This window comes from Aeromonas sp. 603079, from assembly GCF_049172135.1.
GTDB lineage: Bacteria > Pseudomonadota > Gammaproteobacteria > Enterobacterales > Aeromonadaceae > Aeromonas > Aeromonas veronii.
This window is the reverse complement of record NZ_JAAKPX010000011.1, coordinates 125,211-149,197: the sequence shown is the minus strand read 5'-3', so window position 1 is coordinate 149,197 and position 23,987 is coordinate 125,211. Positions and strand designations below refer to the sequence as shown.

Genomic DNA, 23,987 nt, shown 5'->3' with positions numbered 1-23,987 from the left:
GGCTCCCGCGGGAGCCCTTTTTCATATCGTGTTATCAGCGTTTGATCTTCTTGGGGTTGGTGTAGCCCCAGATGGTGTACATGTCCGCCAGCAGGGCGCCGTTGTACTCCTCCAGATCCGCCTGTTTCACTTCGGCGTCACCCTGACGGCCAAACAGCACCACCTCGTCGCCGGGTTTCACCCCTTTCAGATCAGTCACATCCACCATGATGGTGTTCATGGAAGTCTTGCCGACCACCGGTACCTTCTGACCCTGGATCAGCACATAGGCTTTGTTGCTGAGGGCGCGGCGATAGCCATCGGAGTAGCCCAGCGGCAGGTTGGCGAGCCAGGAGTCACGCTTGAGAGTAAAGGTGCGGTCATAACCGACGGTGTTACCCGCTGCATAGTGGTTGACCGAGGCGACCTGGGTCTTGAATGCCATCACCCGCTTGTATTCGGTGTGGGAGGGGATGGAGTCACCGTAGAGCAGGCCACCCGGGCGCACCATGTCGAAGTAGGCGTCCGGCACGGCCAGAGTGGCGAAGGAGTTGGCGGCGTGGATGGTGATCTTGCTGCGATCCAGCTTGCCCGCTTCCAGCAGCCACTGGGAGTCCAGTTTGAACTGGGCCAGTCCCATCTTGACGTCCTCTTTCTCCTCAACCGGGAAGTGGGTCATGATGCCGACCGGGGTGATCCCCTTTAGCTTGAGCATGGCCAGCGCATCCTGCTTGGCATCGGCCAGACGCAGGTCGATGCCGTTGCGGCTCATGCCGGCGGAGTTGAGCGCGATATGCACCGGAATGGTGGTGTGGTGGCGCTGGGCGATATCGGCGATACCCTGGGCACTGACCAGACTGCCGATCAGCTCCTCCATCTTGTAGGGCAGGGCCTGCTCTACTTCATCCGGGGTGGCAGCACGCACCCGCATCAGACGGCCGGTAAAGCCCTTCTCGCGGGCGACGCGCGCCTCTTCGTTGCTGGCGATGCCGATGCAGGGGATATTGGCCTTGACCACGGAGGGGACCAGCAGGTCGATGCCATGACCGTAAGCGTCGGCCTTCATGATGGCGCAGATCTGCGGGCCCTTGTCACCGAGACGATCCTTGAGGGTCTGGATATTGTGCTCAAAGGCGCCCAGATCCACTTCCAACCAGGCGTTGCTGGCGGTTTGCTCCTGGCCGTTGCGATGATCTGTCGCAAGGGGCAGATAGGGAGCCGCAACGGCTTGGCCCGCGAGCAGGCCGAAGATCAGGGTAGCCAGCAGAGTTTTCTTGTGCATGGTGATTCCTTTTTGTTGGTCGCGTTGGATAGTTTGGACGGGGTCGGCCACATTGGTGGTGGTTTAACCACAACTTATTGTTATTATTATGATCTTTGTCACTCTCAACAGGCGCTGACTGGTTGGGAGTCTACCGCAACACGGGTTCGGCCGACACTCGTCAGGGGAAGAAAATGGTCAATCTTGAGTTACGTTTTCCACCACCGCTGATCTTCCTGCTCTGTGCAGGGGCCATGTGGTGGCTAAGAGGGGAGAGCCAGCCCGGTATCTGGGCAATGACGCTGATGGCTGTGCTGGTCGTGGCGGGGGCCATCATGGGCTTTGGGGCCCTGCAACGGTTTCGTCACCACCAGACCACGGTCAGCCCCACCAAACCGCAGCACACCAGCCGTCTGGTGACCTGTGGCGTCTATCGTGTCAGCCGCAATCCCATGTATCTGGGCTTGCTCTGCTGGCTGGCCGCCTGGGGCTGTTATCTCGGCGGGATGTGGGTCTGGGTTGGGCCAATCGTGCTGGTGGCCTGGTTAACTCGCTTTCAGATCATGCCGGAGGAGCGGCTGCTAAGCGCCCGCTTTGGTGACGAGTATGTGGCGTATTGCCAGCGCGTTCGCCGTTGGTGTTAAGTGGTCTGGAAGACACTTTGCGAAAGTGTGAGAGGGAGATAATGCCCCCGTGCCTGTTGAGGCACGGGAGGGAGCGATCAGAAGAGATCGTCCTTTTCATCCTTTGTTGGCTCCAGACTCCAGCCGGTGGCATCACTGCTGCTGGCTATCTGTCCCTTCTCCTTCCACAACTTGATCTTGAGGCGCAGGTTGTTGGCCGAATCGGCGTTCTTCACCGCCTCTTCTTCCTCAATTACCCCTTCCACCACCAGATCAAACAGGGCACTGTCGAAGGTGACCATGCCGAGGGCCTTGGATTTCTCCATCACCTCTTTGAGGCCGCCAAATTCGCCGCGCTTGATCATGTCGCGGATGGTGTGGGTGCCGAGCATGATCTCCACTGCGGCCCGGCGGCCGCCATCGGTGGTTTTCACCAGCCGCTGAGAGACAAAGGCCTTGAGGTTGTTGCCCAGATCGTTGAGCAGCTGTGGGCGGCGCTCTTCCGGGAAGAAGTTGATGATGCGATCCAGCGCCTGGTTGGCATTGTTGGCGTGCAGGGTGGAGATGGCAAGGTGGCCGGTTTCGGAGAAGGCCAGCGCATGCTCCATGGTCTCGCGATCGCGAATTTCGCCGATAAGAATGACGTCCGGCGCCTGACGCAGGGTGTTTTTCAGGGCGGCGTGGAAGCTGCGGGTATCCACGCCAACCTCCCGCTGGTTGATGATGCTCTTGCGGTGGCGATGAACGAACTCCACCGGATCCTCGATGGTAATGATGTGCCCGCCGCTGTTGCGGTTGCGGTGGTCGATAAGCGCCGCCAGCGAGGTAGATTTACCCGAGCCGGTACCGCCGACAAACAGTACCAGACCGCGTTTCTCCATGATGGTGTCGAGCAGCACAGGCGGGAGTTTGAGATCTTCAAAGCGGGGGATGTCGGTCTTGATGTTGCGGGCCACCAAAGAGACTTCGTTGCGCTGCTTGAAGATGTTGACCCGAAAGCGGCCGATCTGGGGCAGGGAGATGGCGAGGTTCATCTCTAGATCCTTCTCGAACTGCTGCTTCTGCTCGCCATCCATGATCTCGGCGGCGATCCGCGCCACTTCCCCCGGCTCCAGCGGCGTTTCGTTGAGGGGGCGCAGGCCGCCGTTAAATTTGGCGCAGGGGGGCGCGCCGGTCGACAGATAGAGGTCTGAGCCATCCTGCTTGGCCAGGATCTGTAACATGTCTCGCAATTCCATTTTTTTGCCTCGTCGATCAATGAGATGCCATGAGCGGGATGATATTGAGTGTACAGCCTCAGGCGCCGGTCAGTTTCTCGCGAAAGACAAAAAAGACCGCACCGAGAATGCAGAGCCCTGCCCAGAGATAGTCCCATTTCAGATCTTCTTTGAGATAGAAGATAGAGAAGGGGACGAATACGGTGAGGGTGATCACTTCTTGCAGGATTTTCAGTTGGCCCACGCTCATCACCGTATGGCCGATGCGGTTGGCGGGCACTTGTAGCAGGTATTCGAACAGAGCGATACCCCAGCTCACCAGGGCGGCAATGATCCAGGGTTTATGGTTCATGCTCTTGAGGTGAGCGTACCAGGCGAAGGTCATAAAGACGTTGCTGCAGAGCAGCAGACCGATACTGGTGAAAATCGGGTTCATAGGGTTCTCCTTGAAAATCCGGCGCATTTTATCCCTGAACCACGGGTTTTCATACGTGGTGCGGGAGGGTATTTTTAACCAACAGGATAAGCCGTGCGAGGTATGCGACGGGATGGGCAAGTTATGCGGGATTGTGTTGTTACTGTTATTTGCCATGCCGGTGTGTGCGACCCCGACGCTGACGGTGGCCACCGATCTGTGGCCGCCATTTCGCATCCTGCAAGCGGATGGCCGGTTGCAGGGGCTCGACATGGACATCCTGCGCCGGTTGCAACAGGCGAGCGGCATTGAGTTGCAGGTACGGCGGATGCCGTGGGGCAGGGCGCTCAAGCAGATGCAGACCGGTCAGGTCGATCTGATGATTGGCCTCGCCTATACCGCCGAGCGGGCGCAGTTTATCGACTATCTGCAGCCTGCCTACTACCAGTGCTGGCCCGCGTTTTATGGTCAGCCGGTCAATGTGGCCCGGATCCACCAATACCGCGATCTGAAGGGGGTGAAGGTGGGCTATGTGCTCAACTCCGCCTACTTTGAGCCCTTCAACTCTGACAGTCGCCTCGACAAGCACGGAGTAGCCACCGAAGATCAGCTGCTGCGCATGGTGCAGCGCGGTCACCTGCCGCTGATGATTGGCACCGACTGTCAGGTGGACTATGCCCTGAGTCAGGGAAATGCCAGCCGGATAGGCAAGGCGGACTACCGCCCTGCCACGCCGGTGACCCTCTATCTGGGGATGAGCAAGCACTCACCTCACCAGTCGCTGCGCCAGCCCTTACTGGTGGCGCTGCAAAACCTGGTGGCCAGCGGCGAGATAAGCGTGATGGCAAAGCGTTACCAGCCTTGACCTTGGGTGGCAAGCCACTGTTATCATGCCCTTTTCCTGCTTCTCCCCGGCGCTGCGACAGGGCCGGGGGGCTGCCTTGTTATTCGGGGATCATCCTTGTACCTCTCCCTTATCGCCCGCCAGCAGCGCTGGCAGCGGCGCTGGCTCGGTGGCCTGACCCTGCTGACCCTGCTGCTGTTTCTCTTATCCCTCGTCTGGGGCGAGTTTGTGCTGCTGCCCTGGCAGCCCCTTGGCGATCTCGAACAGCGCATCCTGCTGGAGCTGCGTCTGCCGCGCGCCTTGCTGGCCCTCTTGGCTGGTGCAGCGCTTGCCTGTGGCGGTGCCGTGCTACAGGTGATGCTGCACAACCCGGTGGCGGAGCCCGGGCTGCTTGGTGTCTCAAGCGGGGCAGGACTGGCTGCCATGGTAGCGATGGCGGTAGCCAAATCCCTCGGTGTCTATCTGCCAGGCTGGGGGCTGTCACTGGCGGCCTTCGGTGGCGCCCTGCTGGTGACCATGCTGCTCATTCGGCTGGCTCGCCGGGCGCGTCTCGGCCATGCCCGCTTGCTACTGTTTGGGGTGGCTATCGGTATTCTCACCAATGCCGCCATGACCTGGCTGATGTACTTTGCCGACGACGGCTCCTTGCGTGAATTCATGTTCTGGATGATGGGCAGCCTCTCTTACGGCAGCCAGCAGTTTGCCTGGTGGTGGCTGGTGCTGCCGCTCACCCTGGGCTGGCTCTGCTGGCAGGGCAAGGCGCTGCAACAGTTGCTGCTGGGGGAGACCCAGGCCCGCCTGATGGGGATGGATGTCGACAGGATGCGAGTACGGCTGGTGCTGGCGGTCTGTCTGCTGACCGGGGTGGCGGTATCCCTGTGCGGGGTGATCGGTTTTGTCGGGCTGGTGGTGCCCCATCTGCTGCGGCTCTGTGGCGGTAGCGATCAGCGTTTCCTGCTGCCTGCGTCGGCGCTCGGTGGCGGGGCCCTGCTGCTGGCAGCCGATCTGGTTGCTCGATCCACCCTGAGCGCGGGGGAGTTGCCTATCGGGGTCATCACCGCCTCGGTGGGGGCGCCGCTCTTTATCTATCTGCTATTGAGGCAAACTGCTGATGGTTCTGCATGATTTGGTCGGGGCGCGCAGTCACCTTATTTACCCGTTGTTGAGGCAAGATGCCGATGTCGCCCGCTGATCACATGCCGGTTTCTTCTGGTGCTACTGCGCCGCTGCTGGAGGCGCGCGAGCTCGCCATTGCCGGACGGCTCTCTCCCCTCAATATCCGTTGGCATGGCGGCCAGTTGGTGGCGCTGCTTGGCCCCAATGGCAGTGGCAAGTCGACCCTGCTCGGGGCGCTGGCGGGGATTTTACCCGCCGATGGCACAGTGCTGCTGGGGGGGGAAGTGCTTACTGACCTGAGTTGGCCCGAGCTTGCCAAGCAGCGTGCCATGCTACCCCAGCGTCAGCCCCAGCTGTTTCATATTCCGGTGTTTCAGGTGTTGAGCCTGGGGTTCGATGAGGCGGTTGCGCCCGCCAGACAGAATGAGGCGATAAACGCACTGTGCGAGGCATTGGAGCTGGAAGCCTTGCTGGCTCGTGACTTCAGCCGGTTGTCGGGGGGCGAGCAGCAGCGGGTGCTGATTGCCCGCACCCTGCTGCAGGTGTGGCCGAGCCTCAATCCGACCGGCAAGGTGCTGCTGCTGGACGAGCCGCTGGCGGGGCTCGACCTGCATCATCAGCTGGCGCTATTACGGCTGCTGAAAAAGCTGGCCGGGCAGGGATTGCTGGTGGTACTTGCCATCCACGATATCAATCTGGCTATCGACTGGGCCGACCGCATTCTCTGCCTGCAAGGGGGCGCTGTGGTGCGCGAAGGGGGTGTCGAGCTGGTGGATGAGGCACTGCTGGCGCAGGTATTCCAGATCAGCACCGATCGCATCGAAGCGGCAGGCCGGGTGTGGTTTATGCCCAGTTTATAAGTAGGGTGTATAGGAAAGAGCGCGCATGTAGGGTCGATTAGCGAAGCGTAATCGGCCGATAGCAAGAAGAAGGGGCCAGTATCAAAAATACCGGCCCCTTTGGTTTTATTCGCAGTTCAAGCCTGTTTGCTCAGGCGCACCTGCGCCGCCTCTGCCAGCATCGCCAGCAGGGTTTCGGAGTCGATCCACGACAGGCAGGCATCTGCGATGCTCTGGCCGAAGGGTGATGTCGCAGTCGTTACCGCAGGTTTGCTTTGTTCAATCGCACCAGCGCGGCTTAGGCCAGCATCGCCAGCAGGGTTTCGGTGTCGCTCCACGACAGGCAGGCATCTGTGATGTTCTGGCCGAAGGGTGATGACGCAGCCGTTACCGCAGGTTTGCTTTGTTCAACCGCACCTGCGCCGCCTCTGCCAGCATCGCCAGCAGGGTTTCGGTGTCGCTCCATGACAGGCAGGCATCTGTGATGCTCTGGCCGAAGGTGGCGGCGCAGCCGTTCTCCACATCCTGACGCCCTTCCACCAGGAAGCTCTCGGCCATGATACCGGCGATGCCGGTACGGCCGCGGCGCAGTTGATCGCAGATATCTTGCGCCACCAGCAGCTGACGGCGGTGATCCTTCATGCTGTTGCCGTGGCTGAAATCGACCACCAGACGCTCCGGCAGGCCCACATCGGCCAACGCTTCACACGCTTCATCGACACTGGCGGTGTCGTAGTTGGGTCGGTGGCCGCCACGCAGGATCACATGACCAAAGGGGTTACCGGCGGTGCGGTAGATGGTCATCTTGCCGTCCTTGTCCGGCGAATAGAAGATGTGGCTGTGACGGGCGGCGCGCACCGCATCGATGGCGATGCGGGTATTGCCGTCGGTGCCGTTCTTGAAGCCGACCGGGCAGGAGAGGGCCGAAGCCATCTCGCGGTGTACTTGGGATTCGGTGGTACGAGCGCCGATGGCGCCCCAGGTGATGAGATCGCTAATGTACTGGCCGGTCACCATATCGAGGAATTCGGTGGCGGTGGGCATGCCGATCTCGTTGATGTCGACCAGCAGTTTGCGCGCCAGTTTCAGCCCTTCGTTGACGTCGAAACTGCCATCAAGGCGCGGATCATTAATCAGCCCTTTCCAGCCGACGATGGTGCGCGGCTTCTCGAAATAGGTGCGCATCACGATGCAGAGGCTCTCTTTATACTGCTCGCGCAGGGCGTTGAGGCGCTGGGCATACTCGCGAGCAGCAGCGGGATCATGGATAGAGCAGGGGCCGACAATGACCAGCAGGCGCTGATCGTCTCCGGCCAGAATGGCTTCCACTTCGCGACGGGCATCCAGCAGATTCTGGGCAATGGTATCGGTGATCGGAAACGCGTGTGCAAGCTCGCTCGGAGTGATCAGTGACTCCAGGCGACGGGTGCGCAATTCATCTGTGTGAATGGACATACAACTCAAGTCTCGAGTGGGTGGTGTCAGCCGCAAGGGGCGAAAAAGCAAAGAGATAAAATAAAGCAAAAGTCCCCTGATTGAAACCTTGGGGGGCTCTGATAGGATGTGAGGCCAAAATCGATTCCAAATGAGGTAGTTAGCGTGGCAAAGCCAGGGGCAACCGGGGTCACCCGCATCATCAACGCAACCGGTTACAGCATGAAGGGGCTCAAGTCAGCTTGGATTAACGAGGCGGCTTTTCGGCAGGAGCTGATGCTGATCCTGTTGCTGATGCCACTTGCCTTCTGGCTGGGGGATTCTCTCAACCAGATCCTGCTGCTTATCGTCATCAGCTGGCTGGTGGTGATCGTCGAGATCCTCAACTCCGCCATTGAAGCTGTGGTAGACAGGGTTGGCTCCGAGCATCATGAGCTCTCCGGCCGCGCCAAGGATTTGGGCTCTGCCGCCGTCTTTATCGCGCTGGCCCTCAATGCCCTGGTATGGGGGGCGCTGGTGGGCCGCAACCTGTTGGGGTGGTGGTAAGCCACTACGCTGCCTTTAGGTTCTGCTTCATAAAAAAGCCCGTCATCATGACGGGCTTTTTGCTGCTTGGATAAACTGGTCTATCAGTGGAGGATGCGGGCTCGGATGGTGCCGTTGATCTCCTTGAGCTTGGCGAGCGCCTTCTCGCTGTGCTCGGTCTCCACGTCGATCACCACGTAACCGATATGGCTGCTGGTCTGCAGGTATTGACCGGCGATGTTGATCCCCTCTTCGGCGAAGATCTGGTTGATCTGGTTCATCACGCCCGGCTGGTTGCGGTGAATGTGCAGCAGGCGGCTGGAGCCCTTGTGGCCCGGCAGCGACACTTCCGGGAAGTTGACGGCGGAGAGTGTGGAGCCATTGTCGGAGTATTTGACCAGCTTGTTGGCTACTTCCAGCCCAATGTTCTCCTGCGCCTCATGGGTGGTGCCACCGATGTGCGGGGTCAGGATGACGTTCTCCAGCCCACGCAGCGGGCTTTGGAACTCCTCGTCATTGGACTTGGGCTCGACCGGGAAGACGTCGATGGCGGCGCCGGCAATATGGCCGCTTTTGATGACGTCAGCCAGCGCATCGATATCCACCACAGTACCGCGGGCGGCGTTGATGAAGATGGCGCCCGGCTTCATCATCCGCAGTTGCTCGGCACCGATCATGTTCTTGGTGGAGGCGGTCTCCGGCACGTGCAGGCTGATGACGTCAGACATATTGAGCAGCTCGACCATGCTCGGCACTTGAATGGCGTTACCCAGCGAGAGCTTGTTCTCGATATCGTAGTAATAAACTTTCATGCCGATGCTCTCGGCGATGATGCCAAGCTGGGTACCGATGTGGCCGTAGCCGATGATGCCAAGCTTCTTGCCGCGCGCTTCCACCGAGCGGTTGGCCAGTTTTTCCCACACGCCGCGATGGCACTTGGCATTCTTCTCGGGGATGCCGCGCAGCAGCAGCAGGATCTCGCCCAGTACCAGCTCGGCGACCGAACGGGTGTTGGAGAAGGGGGCGTTGAAGACCGGAATACCGCGGATCTGGGCCGCTTCCAGCTCGACCTGGTTGGTACCGATGCAGAAGCAGCCGATGGCGACCAGCTTGTTGGCGGCGTCGAGGACTTTCTCGGTGATCTGGGTGCGGGAGCGCAGCCCGATGAAATGGACGTCGCGGATCTGCTCGATCAGCTCCTCTTCGGAGAGCGAGGTCTTGAGATACTCCACACTGGTGTAACCTGCGGCACGAAAGGTCTCTACGGTGTTGGGGTGAACCCCCTCCAGCAGCAGAACCTTGATTTTATCCTTGTCCAACGAAAACTTGGCAGTCATGACGATCCCTCTGTATGTGCAAACGTAAGTGCAGATTTGGTGTGCGAAGAAAACCGTAAAGTAGCAAAAACGTTTGGGAGAGGGAATATTTGTGACGAAAGTCAAATTCTTTGAAGTTATCAACGAATGTTGTAAACATCCGTATGCAACTTGTTGAGGGATAAATAAAAACGGCGCCATCAGGCGCCGTCATTTATTCACAGTGCAATGTTTGGGTCATATCCCATCCCGGGGCTCAATCAACGCCGCTGCTGCGTCAGAGGTTGCAGAGTGGCGCTGGCGAGGGAGGGAGGATGCCGCTGCACTGTGCTACCGGTGTCGGGATTACTGGGTAATCACGCCGTCCGGCGTACCGATCAGGACAACATCGGCGCCGCGCGCGGCGAACAGGCCGTTGGTGACCACACCAACAATGGCGTTCAGTCGTACTTCCAGCGCCTTGGCGTCGGTAATGGCCATGCCTTTCACATCCAGAATGTGGTTGCCGTTGTCGGTGACCACGCCTTCACGCCACACCGGGTTGCCACCCAGTTTGCGAATTTCGCGGGCCACGTATTCGCGGGCCATCGGGATCACTTCCACCGGCAGCGGGAACTGGCCCAGCACGTCGACGGTCTTGGTGTTGTCGATGATGCAGATGAACTTGTCAGCGACGGCGGCAACAATCTTCTCGCGGGTCAGGGCTGCGCCACCGCCCTTGATCATGTCGCGGGTTGCGTTGATCTCGTCGGCGCCATCCACATAGACGGAGAGGGCGTCGATCTCGTTGAGATCATATACGGTGATGCCGAAGCCCTTGAGGCGCTCGGTAGAGGCCACGGAGCTGGATACCGCCCCCTTGATCTCGTCCTTCATGGTCGCCAGCGCGTCGATAAAGTGGTTGACGGTAGAGCCGGTGCCCACCCCGACGATGGTGCCGGGAACCACATACTTGAGCGCAGCCCAACCGGCCGCCTTCTTCATTTCATCTTGAGTCATGATCGTTCCTTAAGAAAAAAGCGGGCGCATTATATCCAACCCGGTACCCCGTCGCGACCTTGTTGCTCACGTTCCGGGGCAAAAAGAGGGACTTTGTAAATCGTTTGCCTGTTTATTCTGCGTTTGCGCGCACAAAGCAGGGGCTGCCTGCCAAAAACAGCTTATTCAAAGCGCCAGCAGTGGCTCGGGGTGATGATCTGGGGCAGCGGCACATCCCACTCCTCTTGCGGGACCGCATCCACCTGCTGGCAGTCGTGGGCAATGCCGAGCGGCTTGGGGCCCAGCTTGTGCTCATGCCAGATGGCGAGAGTGCGATCGTAGTAGCCGCCCCCCATGCCAAGACGATTGCCCTGGGCATCGAAGGCGACCAGCGGGGTGCAGATAAGATCGAGCGTGCTGTGGGGCACCACCTGCAGGATATCCAGCTCCGGCTCTTCGATGCCGTAGCGGTTGCGTACCATGGGGCTGGTGGCGGTATAGCGCAAAAAGAGCAGGTGACCCGGGGTAAAGGGGTGGAGCACCGGCAGGTAGACCTCTTTGTGCTGGGCCCACAGCCAATGGATGGTGGGCAATGGATTGATCTCCCCGTCATTGGCCAGATAGAGGGCAATGCGTTTGGCGGCGAGGATCTCGGGGTGTTGCTTGAACTGGGCCAGCAGCTGTTGGGCCGCCAATTGCTGCTCGGCCGGACTCAGATTTTTGCGGCGTTGACGAACCAGTTGGCGCAGGGATTGACGTTCGGGTTGGGACTCATGCATGGGGAACCTCTGGTATAGCTGCGCATCGATGGCTTGAACGCGCTCTACCTTAGCACATTCACTCTTGACGTTAAGGGGGGAAGGGGAACCCCGCCCGGGACGGTGGGATAAATGCTGGCGGATCCGATAGTGAGTCAACAAGGGCCAGGGTGTGGCCCCTGTTGATGGCATGTCGGCGCGCCAGCGTCTGGTCAGTTACTTGTCAGCCTTGCCGCGCATCTGGTGCTTCACAAACACTGCAATGAGTGCCGCTACCGCGAGTGCCATCGGGTAGAAACTCATGCTCACCACCGCCAACGGCGACAGGGCGAAGATGGATCCCAGCAGCAGCGCCTGTGCGCCCCAGGGGATCAGACCCTGTACCACGCAGGAGAAAATATCGAGCATGGAGGCGGCGCGGCGCGGGGTGACACCGTGGTGTTCGGCCAGATCCCGGGCCACCTTGCTCGCAACGATAATGGCGACGGTATTGTTGGCAGTGCAGAGGTTGGTGAGGCTCACCACCCCGGCGATGCCGAGCTCGGCCGCTTTCTCGTTCTGTTCACCATTGTGCTCGCGAGTGAAACGGGCAATCAGGGCGCTGATGCGATCGCTTATCCAGGCCAGACCACCCTGACGTTCCATCAGGGCGCCGAGACCGCCGATCAGCATGGAGAGCAGGAAGATCTCCTGCATGCCGGTAAAGCCCTGATAGATATCCTTGCTGAACTGACCGATGGCGTAGCCGTTGATCATGCCCACCACTCCGGCGGCCAGAATACCGATCCCCAGCACCACAAACACATTCACTCCGGCGAGCGCCAGCCCCAGGATCAGCAGATAAGGCATCACCTTGAACAGCTCTATGGCGCTGCCGCTGGCAGGGGATTCACCCACTGAGCCCAGGGTCAGATAGAGCAGGATCACCGCGATGGCGGCAGGGGCCGCAATCTTGAAGTTCTCGCGGAACTTGTCCTTCATCTCGCACCCCTGACTGCGGGTTGCTGCTATGGTGGTGTCGGAGATGATGGAGAGGTTATCGCCAAACATGGCGCCGGAGAGAATGGTACCTGCCATCAGCACCGGATCGATACCGGCAGCCTGTGCCACACCGAGGGCCACCGGCGCCACTGCACCTATGGTGCCCATGGAGGTGCCCATGGCGGTAGCAATAAAGGCAGAGATGAGGAACAGTCCGGGCAACAGCGCCCAGCCAGGGATGAGCGACAGGCCCAGCGCCACGGTGGCATCAACCCCGCCGGTGGCCTTGGCAACGCTGGCAAAGGCGCCCGCCAGCAGATAGATAAGGCACATCGCCATGATATTGCTGTGGCCAACCCCCTTGAAGAAGGTCTCCAGATTGCTGTTGAAGCTCTCTTTGCCAAGCAGCAGGGCCAGCATTACCGCAGGCAAGGCAGCAACCGGAGCGGGCAGCTGATAGAAGGCGAACTCGACCCCCTGCAGGGTCAGCCAGGTACCGGTACCGATAAAGAGTGCGAGAAAAACCAGAAGTGGCAGCAAGGCCCTGGCACTGGGTTGAGTCTGGATCATGTGTTCCTCTGAAATTGAACAATGACCTCCTGTCATGAACTGCTTTGTACCTGTATCGGATAGGGATAGGGGGAAAACAGGGCGGGCATCCTGCCGCATTGGGGTGCCCACAGTAGTGAGTCAACCCCACAAGGTCAAGATAGACGTCCAGATGGATAGGTGTTTTTATCTTTCGATTTTGTCACTCTGACTAAATCCGTTAAATGTTCGGATTAAATTAAATATTTCGTTTATTTGTCGGTTGTCTCTGCTGGCTCACTGTGGGCTTTTCAAAGCTGGCGCGGGCTGGTAAAACGGTCTCTTTCCATAATTAAAAGAGATGAGAGGGTGGAGATGGACAATCCGATCCGTGTGGCCGTGATGGGCTGTAATGGTCGTATGGGCAAGGTGCTGCTGGAGGCCATCACCAACACCGATGGCGTAGTGGTCGGGGCTGCATTGGAGCGGCCGGGTTCGGCGGTGATAGGTCTCGATGCCGGTGAGCTCAATGGGCTGGGCCATCTGGGTGTGGCGATCAGTGACAGTCTGGACAAGGTGCGTGACGAGTTTGATCTCATCATCGACTTCACCCGCCCCGAGGTGACCCTGGCCAATCTGGCTTTTGCGCTGGCCCACCACAAGCAGATGGTGATCGGCACCACCGGTTTTGACGATGCAGGCAAGGCCGCCCTGAAAGAGGCGGGCAAGCAGATTGGTATCGTGTTCGCCTCCAACTACTCGGTCGGGGTCAACCTGGTGTTCAAACTGCTGGAGCAGGCCGCCAAGGTGATGGGGGATTACACCGACATCGAGATCATCGAAGGCCACCATCGCCACAAGGTGGATGCGCCATCCGGTACTGCGCTCTCCATGGGGGAAGTGGTCGCCAAAACGCTGGGCCGGGATCTGAAAGAGTGCGCCGTCTATGGCCGCGAGGGGATCACTGGCGAGCGGGATCGCAACACTATCGGCTTTGCCACCATTCGTGCCGGCGATCTGGTGGGGGAGCATACCGTCATGTTTGCCGATATCGGCGAGCGGGTGGAGATCAGCCACAAGGCCTCCAGCCGCCTGACCTTCGCCAACGGTGCTGTGCGGGCGGGCAAGTGGCTTGGTCAGCAGGGGGCCGGTCTTTATGACATGCAGGATGTGCTCAATCTCAAGTGATGCCTCTGAGCGGCACTTTCGTACTACTGCTACCCCAGTGAAAAACCCCGGCTTGCCGGGGTTTTTGCTGTCAGTCAGCCAGAGTTTGTGTAAAAAGACGCGCTATCGGCAATTTTTTATCTGAATGCCTTATAAATCACACTATTGCGTTATCCACCAGATTTTCCCTTCCTGAATGTCATCACCAGGTAACAGATTTGAGCATCTTTATGGCTGATTAAGCCATTTTTTTACACCAACAAGAAAAGACTAAAAATTCAAACGAAGAAAAACGTTTTCCATTTTTCATGTTCACTCTTGTCATCATAAAAGCGTTAAATTTGTGATTAATGTTTTTCGTGTAAAAATAAATGCCATTGTTTTAATTAGTTTTTTTGTTTGTTTTTGTCGCTATTGCTGGCTTGGTGGCATCTTTTGGTGGTGGTTTTTCATTTTCTTTCATGGGAGGGGGTTGCAAAGCGGTTGAGTGCATAGATAATGGGTAATGTTGCTTTTTTATTGAATTTAGATGCATTTCATCTGAGAAAAGACGTTGAAATGCCACTTTTTTTAAGTAGAATGCGCCCAATTTGCCAGAAATCTGCCGGGTTCGAGTCCTGTCCAAGGCCGGAACCGAGCCCGCAACACCCAGGTAAATTGCTGAATTTAAAGCTAAATAACTGGAGGTTGTCTTGAATCACACTGCATTGCTAGTGCTGGAAGATGGAACTGTATTCAAAGGCGTGTCGATAGGCGCCGAGGGATGTTCCGTTGGTGAAGTGGTTTTCAATACGTCGATGACGGGCTATCAGGAAATCCTCACCGATCCCTCTTATTCCCGTCAGATAGTCACCCTCACTTACCCCCATATAGGCAACACCGGCACCAACAGCGAAGATGAAGAGTCCAGTCAAATCCATGCTCAGGGATTGATCATCCGGGACCTTCCGATACTTGCCTCCAATTTCCGCAATCAGCAATCCCTCTCCGAATACCTCAAGTCTCACAATATCGTTGGCATCGCCGACATCGACACCCGCAAACTGACCCGCATCCTGCGCGAGAAAGGCGCCCAGGCTGGCTGCATTCTGGCCGGCAAGCAAGTCGATGAGTCCTATGCCCTCGAGCAGGCCCGTGCCTTCCCCGGTCTGAAGGGAATGGATCTGGCCAAAGAGGTCACGGTTAATGAGGCGTACAACTGGACGACCGGGAGCTGGCAGCTTGGCAAGGGGCATGTCACCCCGGATGCCGACCAGCTGAAATACCACGTGGTGGCCTATGACTTCGGCGTCAAGCGCAACATCCTGCGGATGCTGGTTGACCGTGGCTGCCGCCTGACAGTTGTACCGGCCAAGACCCCGGCCGCCGAGGTACTGGCGCTGAACCCGGATGGCATCTTCCTCTCCAACGGCCCCGGCGACCCCGAGCCGTGCGACTACGCCATCGAAGCCATCAAGACCTTCCTTAATACCAACACGCCGGTGTTCGGCATCTGTCTGGGTCACCAGCTGCTGGGTCTGGCCTCCGGCGCCAAGACCGTCAAGATGAAGTTTGGCCACCACGGCGCCAACCACCCGGTCAAGAGTCTGGACGACAACACTGTGATGATCACCGCCCAGAACCACGGCTTTGCGGTAGATGAGAACAGCCTGCCGGATTGCCTGCGCGCCACCCACGTCTCCCTGTTCGATGGCTCCCTGCAAGGCATCCATCGCACCGACCGTCCGGCCTTCAGCTTCCAGGGTCACCCCGAGGCGAGCCCGGGCCCGCACGACTGTGCCGGTCTCTTTGACCACTTTATTGAATTGATTAAGCAGTATCGCGCCTAAGGAATAGAGGAAAGAGTTTCATGCCAAAACGTAACGACCTTCAGAGCATCCTGATCCTCGGCGCCGGCCCCATCGTCATCGGCCAGGCCTGCGAATTTGACTACTCCGGCGCCCAGGCGTGCAAAGCGCTGCGAGAGGAGGGCTACCGCGTCATTCTGGTCAACTCCAACCCGGCCACCATCATGACCGACCCGGAGATGGCGGACGCCACCTACATCGAGCCCATCACCTGGGAAGTGGTGCGCGAAATCATCAAGAAAGAGCGCCCGGACGCCATCCTGCCCACCATGGGCGGCCAGACTGCGCTTAACTGCGCACTGGCGCTGGAGAAGCATGGCGTGCTGGCTGAGTTCGGTGTCGAGATGATCGGTGCCACCGCCGACGCCATCGACAAGGCCGAAGACCGCTCCCGTTTTGACAAGGCGATGCGCAGCATTGGCCTGGAGTGCCCGCGTGCCGGCATCGCCCACAACATGGAAGAGGCGTGGGGTGTGCAGCAGATGGTCGGCTTCCCCTGCATCATCCGTCCCTCCTTTACCATGGGTGGCTCCGGTGGCGGCATCGCCTACAACACCGAAGAGTTCGTCGAGATCTGCGAGCGCGGTCTGGATCTCTCCCCGACCAAAGAACTGCTCATCGACGAGTCGCTGATCGGCTGGAAAGAGTACGAGATGGAAGTGGTGCGGGATCGCAACGACAACTGCATCATCGTCTGCGCCATCGAAAACTTCGACCCCATGGGTATCCACACCGGAGACTCCATCACGGTCGCGCCAGCCCAGACGCTGACCGACAAGGAGTACCAGCTGATGCGCAACGCCTCCATGGCGGTACTGCGCGAGATCGGCGTCGAGACCGGCGGCTCCAACGTCCAGTTCGGTATCAACCCGAAAGATGGCCGCATGGTCATCATCGAGATGAACCCGCGGGTGTCGCGCTCCTCTGCGCTGGCCTCCAAGGCGACCGGTTTCCCCATCGCCAAGATCGCCGCCAAGCTCGCCATCGGTTACACCCTCGACGAGCTGATGAACGACATCACCGGCGGCCGTACTCCGGCCTCCTTCGAGCCAGCCATCGACTACGTGGTCACCAAGGTGCCGCGCTTCAACTTCGAAAAATTCGCTGGTGCCAACGACCGTCTGACGACCCAGATGAAGTCGGTCGGTGAAGTGATGGCCATCGGCCGCAACTTCCAGGAGTCCCTGCACAAGGCGCTGCGCAGCCTCGAGACCGGAAAAACCGGCTTCGACCCCATGGTTGACCTCAATGCCCCAGACTCCCTGACCCGCATCCGTCACGAGCTGCAGGATGCAGGTAGCGACCGTATCTTCTACATCGCAGATGCATTCCGCGCCGGTCTCTCCATGGATGGCATCTTCAAGCTGACCAAGATTGACCCCTGGTTCCTGGTACAGATTGAAGACCTGGTGAAACTGGAAGAAGAGGTGAAAGAGCGCGGCATGGCCGGTCTCGATGCCGACTTCCTGCGTGCCCTCAAGCGCAAAGGCTTTGCCGATGCCCGTCTGGCCAAGATCCTCGGCGTGGCCGAAGGGGAAGTGCGCAAGCTGCGTGCCCGCCACAACATCTTCCCGGTCTACAAGCGGGTCGATACCTGCGCCGCCGAGTTCGCCACCAACACCGCCTACATGTATTCGAGCTACGACGAGGAGTGCGAAGCGGCCCCGAGCAACCGCGACAAGATCATGATCATCGGCGGCGGCCCGAACCGTATCGGTCAGGGTATCGAGTTCGACTACTGCTGTGTGCACGCGGCGCTGGCCCTGCGCGAAGACGGTTACGAGACCATCATGGTCAACTGCAACCCGGAGACCGTCTCCACCGATTATGACACCTCGGATCGTCTCTACTTCGAGCCGGTGACCCTGGAAGATGTGCTGGAAATCGTGCGCATCGAAAAACCCAAGGGCGTGATTGTCCAGTACGGTGGCCAGACCCCGCTGAAACTGGCCCGTGCACTGGAAGCCAACGGCGTACCGATCATCGGTACCAGCCCGGATGCCATCGACCGCGCCGAAGACCGTGAACGCTTCCAGTCTGCCGTCGAGCGCCTCGGCCTCAAGCAGCCGGAAAACGGCACCGTCACCGCGCTGGAGCAGGCCGTGCTGCTGGCCGAGCGCATTACCTACCCGCTGGTGGTTCGTCCCTCCTACGTGCTGGGTGGCCGCGCCATGGAAATCGTCTATGACGAGCAGGATCTGCGTCGCTACTTCGCCGAGGCGGTAAGCGTCTCCAACGAATCGCCTGTACTGCTGGACCGCTTCCTGGACGATGCGACCGAGCTGGACGTGGATGCCATCTGCGACGGCACCGATGTAGTCATCGGCGGCATCATGGAGCACATCGAGCAGGCCGGTATCCACTCCGGTGACTCCGGTTGCTCCCTGCCTCCCTATACCTTGTCCAAGAAGATTCAGGACGAGATCCGCGAGCAGGTGCGCAAGCTAGCGCTGGAGCTCGGCGTTATCGGCCTGATGAACGTGCAGTTCGCGGTCAAGGGCGATGACATCTACCTCATCGAGGTGAACCCGCGTGCCGCCCGTACCGTGCCGTTTGTCTCCAAGGCGACCGGCGCCCCGCTGGCCAAGATTGCCGCTCGTGTGATGGCTGGTCAGTCGCTGCAAGAACAGGGCTTCACCAAAGAGATCATCCCGCCCTACTACTCGGTGAAAGAGGTGGTACTGCCGTTCGCCAAGTTCCCGGGGGTTGACCCGCTGCTGGGGCCAGAGATGCGCTCTACCGGTGAGGTAATGGGTGTGGGCAGCAGCTTTGCCGAGGCCTATGCCAAGGCGCAGCTGGGTGCCAACCACGCCGTACCGAAAGAGGGTCGTGCCCTCTTGTCAGTGCGTCACAGCGACAAGGCGCAGGTGGTCGACTTGGCTGCCAAGCTGCTGGAGCTGGGCTACGAGCTGGATGCCACTCACGGCACCGCCGTCGCGCTGGGTGAGGCGAGCATCAACCCGCGTCTGGTCAACAAGGTGCACGAAGGTCGCCCGCACATTCTGGATCGCATCAAGAATGGCGAGTACACCTACATCGTCAACACCGCCGAAGGGCGGGTGGCGATCCAGGACTCCAAGCAGCTGCGTCGCGCCGCCTTGCAGAACAAGGTGGCGTATACCACCACCATGAACGAGGCGTTTGCCACCTGCATGGCCATCAGCGTGGATGCCACCGCCAACGTCAACTCGGTGCAGGAGCTGCACCAGAAGGTGAAAAACCGCTAAGAGTTTGCAACGGGCATCAGCCCGACTTGCCAGACGACCAACCCCTGCCAGCGATGGCGGGGGTTTCTTTTTATCTGTCGCTAAGCGTTCGGTTCAGGGCGGGTGAGCCATTGAGGAAGGTCATGAGTTCCGCATCGCAGACAACGGATGGCGCGTGGGGTGGTAAAAGCTGGCAAGGGGAGGGGATGCTGCGAGCGCGGGTTTCAACTGCAGCAGGCAATCCTCTACAATGGCCCCACTTTGCTTGTCAGTGCAGTGCCAGCGGCGCTGCCTGTAGGGCCTACAAAAAATGGACATGCTTATGACCGCTTTGCCTTCCTGTCGTCTTCTTGCCTTCTGCTCTGTCTTGCTGCTAGCCGGTTGTGCCAGTGATCCCGCCTCCGCGCCTGCCAAAGAGGCAAGCGTGAGCAACCCCAAAACGCCGCCTGCCATGCAGCCGCGCAAACCGGCGGATATGAAGAGCCGCATCGTGCGCTTCTTGCCCCGTCAGGTGCCTGATAAACAGGGGTGGGCCAACGACGTGGTGACGGCGCTCACCACCCAGGGGGTGACGGTTAATGATCACAATGTCTGTAGCGTGCTGGCGGTGGCGGAGCAGGAAGCCACTTATCAGGCCGACCCCGTGGTGCCTGGCCTTGGCAAGATCGCCTGGAAAGAGATCAACTCACGGGCAGCCAAGCTGCTGATCCCCGAATTTATGGTGCGGGCCGCGCTCTCCATCAACTCGCCCACCGGCAAGAGCTACGCCGAGCGGATCGACAAGTTGCGTACCGAACGGGAGATGAGTGAAATCTTCGAAGATATGATCAGCATGCTGCCGATGGGCAAGACGCTGTTTGGCAACCTCAACCCGGTGCATACCGGCGGCCCGATGCAGGTGAGCATCGCCTTTGCCGAGGCCAACGCCCGTGGCTACCCCTATCCAATCAAGGATTCCATCCGCCACGAAGTCTTTACCCGTCGCGGCGGCATCTGGTTTGGCACCAAGCATATCTTCGGTTATCCCGCCGACTACCCGGATACCCTCTACCGCTTTGCCGATTTTAACGCCGGCTGGTACGCCAGTCGCAATGCCGCTTTTCAGGCCGCCGTCAGCCGCCTGAGTGGCAAAACTCTGGCGCTGGACGGGGATCTGATCCGTTATGACTCGGATCTACCGGGCAACACCGAACTGGCCGTCTACACCCTCGCCAACCGGGTCAATATGAGCAAACAGGCGATCCACCAGAGCCTGCGCAAAGGGGATACCGGCGAATTTGCCGAGACCGATCTCTACCATCGCATCTTTACTCTGGCCGACAAGCAAGCGGGCAAGCGACTGCCCCGCGCCATCCTGCCAGGCATTCAGCTAAAGAGCCCGAAAATTACCCGCAACCTCACCACCGCCTGGTTTGCCAAGCGGGTGGATGACAGGGAGCAGCGATGCGTGCGGCAGATGGCGACGATTCGCTAAAAAACATCAAGGGCGGCCAATTGGCCGCCCTTGATGTCAGGGGACGTTTGCCCTTGTGTGGCAGTTCATGCCTTGCTGTTCCCTGTGAGATTTACAATGAATCTGCATTTGGGGTATCCATTGCATCCCCAAAACCGATTGCCTCGGTTATCCCCACGTTTGGCGGCACGCAATACCATCAGATTGCCGCATCTGGGGCATAGTGGATTTGCTTGGGTGAGCGATTCGGTGATGATTGGTGCGGCGTTCACCACCTGATTGACGACAGACATTGCAGCTACGGATAAAGGTGGGCGGGGAACCTCGCTGTGACGGGCTTTCAACTGCGCCACATGCTGTTTATGGGTCTGCCAATTGGCGGCCAGTCGTCCTCGCTGGATGGTGTCGATCACTCTGGTGACTTCGGCAGGGGTCAGCTCCTGAGTGGTTTTACTCTTGATATAGCGAATAAGCCCGCGGTTCATCACGTTATCCGGCATGGGGGTTTTAAAGGTGCAGTCGCCAGTAAAGTAGATAATCGAATGGAGCTGATGATCAGCAAGACCCAGCAAGGATTTGAGCGTCATCAGGTGCAGATAGTTTTGGCGCAGGGGATTTTGAAAGGTATGTCTGCGGCGATAGAGCTGCTGGGTCCAGCTCTTGTGGGCTGGATTGCCAAATATCCACCCCTTGATGTTCTTGGTTTCGATCACAAATAGCCCGAAGCGCGAGATGATCACATGGTCGATCTGGGTAGTGCCCTGCGGGGTTGGCAGCGTCACATCCTTGAGCAGGTGGTACTCCCGCTGGTCGAGAAAAAGCCGGATGCCCAAGTTGATAAATGCCTCCCCAACCATCCCCTTGAACCTGGGCGTTTTGATCAGGGTGGCAATCAACAACAGGGGCAGCAGATACCAGAACTGGCCCAGTAGAATCGCAATAACGGGTGTGAAGTCCATTTCAACGCTGTCGTCTGATGTGCAATGGCAACATGTTAACAGTGGGTTCAACAAGCGTGTGTGATCTATGCCACTACTACTCTGCCAGCGCCTGCATTGTTCTGTTTGTTACCCGGTGACGAGATAGTTCAATCGCAAAACCAGATTGAATTGAACTTTTTTATTCGGTTTTTTAAGTGACTGGTGGGGGGTAGGCTAGTCTCTACTGCGAAGCGAAGGGTTTCGCCGTCATTATGACCACAATGAGGATCTGATAGATGGACAAACACGCTAGCGGGGCCGGTCAGTGCCCCTTTGCCCACGGTGCCAATACCTCTGCCAGCCAGGAGCATCAAGTCTGGTGGCCCAATGCCCTTAACCTCGACATCCTGCACCAGCATGACAGCAAGACCAATCCGATGGATGAGACTTTCGATTATGCCGATGCCTTCAACAGCCTCGATTACGATGCCCTCAAAGCCGATCTGCATGCCCTGATGACCGACAGCCAGCCCTGGTGGCCGGCAGACTGGGGTCACTATGGCGGCCTGATGATCCGCATGGCCTGGCACTCCGCCGGCAGCTATCGCGCTACCGACGGACGCGGCGGTGCCAACACCGGCAACCAGCGCTTCGCTCCCCTCAACAGCTGGCCAGACAACGGCAACCTCGACAAGGCGCGCCGTCTGCTGTGGCCGATCAAACAGAAGTACGGCAACAAGATCTCCTGGGCTGACCTGATGATCCTGGCGGGCAACGTCGCCTATGAATCCATGGGGCTCAAGACCTTCGGCTTTGCCGGTGGCCGCGAGGATATCTGGCATCCGGAAAAAGATGTCTATTGGGGCTCCGAGAAGGAGTGGCTGGCACCGAGCGGTAGCGAAGGGAGCCGTTACAGCGGCGAACGGGATCTGGAGAACCCGCTGGCCGCGGTGATGATGGGGCTGATTTACGTCAACCCGGAAGGGGTGGATGGCAATCCCGATCCCCTGAAAACCGCCCACGACATGCGCGTCACCTTTGCCCGTATGGGGATGAATGACGAAGAGACCGTCGCCCTCACCGCCGGTGGCCACACCGTCGGCAAGGCCCACGGCAACGGCAGCGCAGCCAAACTGGGACCAGCCCCCGAAGGGGCGGATGTGCACGAACAGGGGCTTGGCTGGATCAACCACGAGAGCCGCGGTATCGGCCGTGATACGGTGACCAGCGGGATCGAAGGTGCCTGGACCAGCAACCCGACCCACTGGGACAACGGCTACTTCAAGATGCTGCTGGGCCACGACTGGTGGCTCAAGAAGAGCCCGGCCGGTGCTTGGCAGTGGGAGCCCGTCGCCATCAAGGAGGAAGATCGTCCGGTGGACGTGGAAGACCCCTCTATCCGCTGCAACCCCATCATGACCGATGCGGACATGGCGCTGCGTTTTGACCCCGTCTATCGGGAGATCTCCGAGCGCTTTGCCGCGGATCAAGCGCTCTTCTCCGACGCCTTTGCCCGCGCCTGGTTCAAGCTTACCCACCGCGACATGGGGCCGCGCAGCCGCTATCTGGGGCCAGAAGTGCCGAGCGAAGTCATGGTGTGGCAGGATCCGGTTCCGGCGGTGGATTACCAGCTCTCTGACAAAGAGGTTAGTGAGATCAAGGCCAAACTGCTGGCCTGCGGCGTGGCGCCAACCGATTTGATCGCCACCGCATGGGACAGTGCCCGCACCTTCCGCGGCTCCGATTATCGCGGTGGTGCCAACGGTGCTCGCATCCGTCTCGCGCCGATGAAAGAGTGGGAAGGCAACGAGCCCGCTCGCCTCGAGAAGGTGCTCAACGCCCTGATCGCCCTGCAGGCCTCCCTGAGCAAGCCGGTCAGCATCGCCGACCTGATTGTGCTGGGTGGCAGCGCAGCGGTGGAGCAGGCGGCCAAACTGGCTGGCGTCGATATCGTCGTTCCCTTTGCGCCGGGCCGCGGCGATGCCAGCGCCGAACAGACCGATGCTGAGTCGTTCGCCTTCCTCGAGCCGGTTCACGATGGTTTCCGCAACTGGCAGAAGGGGCACTACAAGGTGCAGCCGGAGGAGATGCTGCTCGACCGTGCCCAGTTGCTGGGGCTTACCGCCCGCGAGATGACTGTGCTGGTCGGCGGTATGCGGGTGCTTGGCACCAACCATGGCGGGTCGGCCCACGGCGTCTTTACCGACCGGGTCGGTGTGCTCAGCAACGACTTCTTCGTCAACCTGACCGACATGGCCTATAGCTGGCAGCCGACTGGCCGCAACAGTTACCAGATCGTGGATCGCCAGAGTGGTGCGGTGAAGTGGACTGCTACCCGGGTTGATCTGGTGTTTGGCTCCAACTCGGTGCTGCGTGCCTACGCCGAGGTCTATGCCCAGCAAGATGGCAAGGAGAAGTTCGTCCGAGACTTCGTCAAGGCCTGGGTCAAGGTGATGAACAATGACCGTTTCGATCTGAAATAAGTCACTTCAACCCCAATGAGAACGCCAGCCGCAAGGCTGGCGTTTTTTATGGTGGCGGTGATAGCTGCATGATGCGACTCGGAGGATGCCCCTCTGG

At 59.1% G+C, this 23,987-nt stretch carries 20 protein-coding genes; 10 read left to right on the top strand and 10 right to left on the bottom strand.

Annotation, left to right across the window (positions count from 1 at the left end; genetic code table 11):
- Positions 1-34 precede the first annotated feature (34 nt).
- Positions 35-1,261 (bottom strand): alanine racemase, encoded by a 1,227-nt coding sequence (gene alr, locus G5287_RS10345; protein WP_103422279.1) that lies wholly within the window; start codon positions 1,259-1,261, stop codon positions 35-37.
- A 173-nt stretch (positions 1,262-1,434) separates the two neighbouring features.
- Between alr and G5287_RS10340 the strand changes: the two genes are divergently transcribed.
- On the top strand, positions 1,435-1,884 hold the full coding sequence (locus tag G5287_RS10340) for a methyltransferase family protein (protein ID WP_421231252.1): 450 nt from the start codon (positions 1,435-1,437) through the stop codon (positions 1,882-1,884).
- 77 nt (positions 1,885-1,961) lie between these two features.
- On the opposite strand, the gene tapW is transcribed toward G5287_RS10340, so the two are convergent.
- Together tapW and G5287_RS10330 are read right to left on the bottom strand one after the other, a co-directional pair.
- Positions 1,962-3,101: a type IVa pilus ATPase TapW gene (gene tapW / locus G5287_RS10335; RefSeq protein ID WP_421231251.1), complete on the bottom strand. Its 1,140-nt coding sequence runs from the start codon at positions 3,099-3,101 to the stop codon at positions 1,962-1,964.
- Positions 3,102-3,159: 58 nt separating this feature from the next.
- Complete coding sequence (locus G5287_RS10330) at positions 3,160-3,516, bottom strand: DMT family protein (RefSeq protein ID WP_005337656.1); 357 nt, start codon at positions 3,514-3,516, stop codon at positions 3,160-3,162.
- 112 nt (positions 3,517-3,628) lie between these two features.
- On the opposite strand from G5287_RS10330, the gene G5287_RS10325 reads away from it, so the two are divergent.
- The 3 genes from G5287_RS10325 (at position 3,629) to G5287_RS10315 (ending at position 6,315) form a co-directional block, all read left to right on the top strand.
- Positions 3,629-4,360 carry a substrate-binding periplasmic protein gene (locus tag G5287_RS10325; RefSeq protein WP_421231250.1) on the top strand — a complete coding sequence of 244 codons (732 nt, stop codon included), beginning with the start codon at positions 3,629-3,631 and terminating at the stop codon, positions 4,358-4,360.
- Positions 4,361-4,456: 96 nt separating this feature from the next.
- Positions 4,457-5,464: a vitamin B12 ABC transporter permease BtuC gene (btuC, locus tag G5287_RS10320; RefSeq protein WP_227342376.1), complete on the top strand. Its 1,008-nt coding sequence runs from the start codon at positions 4,457-4,459 to the stop codon at positions 5,462-5,464.
- Between the two features lie 53 nt (positions 5,465-5,517).
- On the top strand, positions 5,518-6,315 hold the full coding sequence (locus G5287_RS10315; protein ID WP_421231249.1) for an ATP-binding cassette domain-containing protein: 798 nt from the start codon (positions 5,518-5,520) through the stop codon (positions 6,313-6,315).
- A gap of 116 nt (positions 6,316-6,431) precedes the next feature.
- On the opposite strand, the gene G5287_RS10310 is transcribed toward G5287_RS10315, so the two are convergent.
- Both G5287_RS10310 and G5287_RS10305 read right to left on the bottom strand, forming a co-directional pair.
- Complete coding sequence (locus G5287_RS10310) at positions 6,432-6,632, bottom strand: hypothetical protein (RefSeq protein WP_421231253.1); 201 nt, start codon at positions 6,630-6,632, stop codon at positions 6,432-6,434.
- A 49-nt stretch (positions 6,633-6,681) separates the two neighbouring features.
- Entirely contained in the window at positions 6,682-7,749 is a 1,068-nt protein-coding gene (locus G5287_RS10305) for a 3-deoxy-7-phosphoheptulonate synthase (RefSeq protein WP_139406994.1), read from the bottom strand.
- A gap of 144 nt (positions 7,750-7,893) precedes the next feature.
- Here G5287_RS10305 and G5287_RS10300 point away from each other — a divergent pair, with 144 nt between their 5' ends.
- The gene (locus G5287_RS10300) at positions 7,894-8,274 is read left to right on the top strand and encodes a diacylglycerol kinase (RefSeq protein ID WP_005337641.1); all 381 of its coding nucleotides are present in this window, start codon (positions 7,894-7,896) and stop codon (positions 8,272-8,274) included.
- Positions 8,275-8,357: 83 nt separating this feature from the next.
- Here the strand turns inward: G5287_RS10300 and serA are convergent, their stop codons facing one another.
- The 4 genes from serA to G5287_RS10280 all read right to left on the bottom strand — a co-directional run bounded on the left by serA (position 8,358) and on the right by G5287_RS10280 (position 12,856).
- The gene (gene serA, locus G5287_RS10295) at positions 8,358-9,590 is read right to left on the bottom strand and encodes a phosphoglycerate dehydrogenase (RefSeq protein ID WP_005337639.1); all 1,233 of its coding nucleotides are present in this window, start codon (positions 9,588-9,590) and stop codon (positions 8,358-8,360) included.
- Positions 9,591-9,914: 324 nt separating this feature from the next.
- Positions 9,915-10,568: a ribose-5-phosphate isomerase RpiA gene (gene rpiA, locus G5287_RS10290; protein WP_005353106.1), complete on the bottom strand. Its 654-nt coding sequence runs from the start codon at positions 10,566-10,568 to the stop codon at positions 9,915-9,917.
- Between the two features lie 161 nt (positions 10,569-10,729).
- Positions 10,730-11,326 (bottom strand): 5-formyltetrahydrofolate cyclo-ligase, encoded by a 597-nt coding sequence (locus tag G5287_RS10285; RefSeq protein WP_058059524.1) that lies wholly within the window; start codon positions 11,324-11,326, stop codon positions 10,730-10,732.
- Between the two features lie 195 nt (positions 11,327-11,521).
- The gene (locus G5287_RS10280; RefSeq protein WP_266135091.1) at positions 11,522-12,856 is read right to left on the bottom strand and encodes a Na+/H+ antiporter NhaC family protein; all 1,335 of its coding nucleotides are present in this window, start codon (positions 12,854-12,856) and stop codon (positions 11,522-11,524) included.
- 333 nt (positions 12,857-13,189) lie between these two features.
- On the opposite strand from G5287_RS10280, the gene dapB reads away from it, so the two are divergent.
- From dapB to G5287_RS10260, 4 genes are all read left to right on the top strand, one after another.
- On the top strand, positions 13,190-14,002 hold the full coding sequence (gene dapB, locus G5287_RS10275) for a 4-hydroxy-tetrahydrodipicolinate reductase (RefSeq protein ID WP_005347132.1): 813 nt from the start codon (positions 13,190-13,192) through the stop codon (positions 14,000-14,002).
- A gap of 671 nt (positions 14,003-14,673) precedes the next feature.
- A complete protein-coding gene (gene carA / locus G5287_RS10270) occupies positions 14,674-15,810 on the top strand; it encodes a glutamine-hydrolyzing carbamoyl-phosphate synthase small subunit (RefSeq protein WP_421231248.1) in 1,137 nt (378 codons plus the stop codon).
- Positions 15,811-15,830: 20 nt separating this feature from the next.
- Positions 15,831-19,055, top strand: coding sequence for a carbamoyl-phosphate synthase large subunit (carB, locus tag G5287_RS10265; protein WP_005337626.1), 3,225 nt, complete (start codon positions 15,831-15,833; stop codon positions 19,053-19,055).
- Between the two features lie 301 nt (positions 19,056-19,356).
- Positions 19,357-20,508 carry a DUF1615 domain-containing protein gene (locus tag G5287_RS10260; protein ID WP_421231247.1) on the top strand — a complete coding sequence of 384 codons (1,152 nt, stop codon included), beginning with the start codon at positions 19,357-19,359 and terminating at the stop codon, positions 20,506-20,508.
- Positions 20,509-20,573: 65 nt separating this feature from the next.
- Here the strand turns inward: G5287_RS10260 and G5287_RS10255 are convergent, their stop codons facing one another.
- Positions 20,574-21,446 (bottom strand): NERD domain-containing protein, encoded by an 873-nt coding sequence (locus G5287_RS10255; protein WP_421231246.1) that lies wholly within the window; start codon positions 21,444-21,446, stop codon positions 20,574-20,576.
- 257 nt (positions 21,447-21,703) lie between these two features.
- Here G5287_RS10255 and katG point away from each other — a divergent pair, with 257 nt between their 5' ends.
- Positions 21,704-23,890, top strand: a complete 2,187-nt coding sequence (gene katG / locus G5287_RS10250) for a catalase/peroxidase HPI (RefSeq protein ID WP_421231245.1) — start codon at positions 21,704-21,706, stop codon at positions 23,888-23,890.
- Positions 23,891-23,987 lie beyond the last annotated feature (97 nt).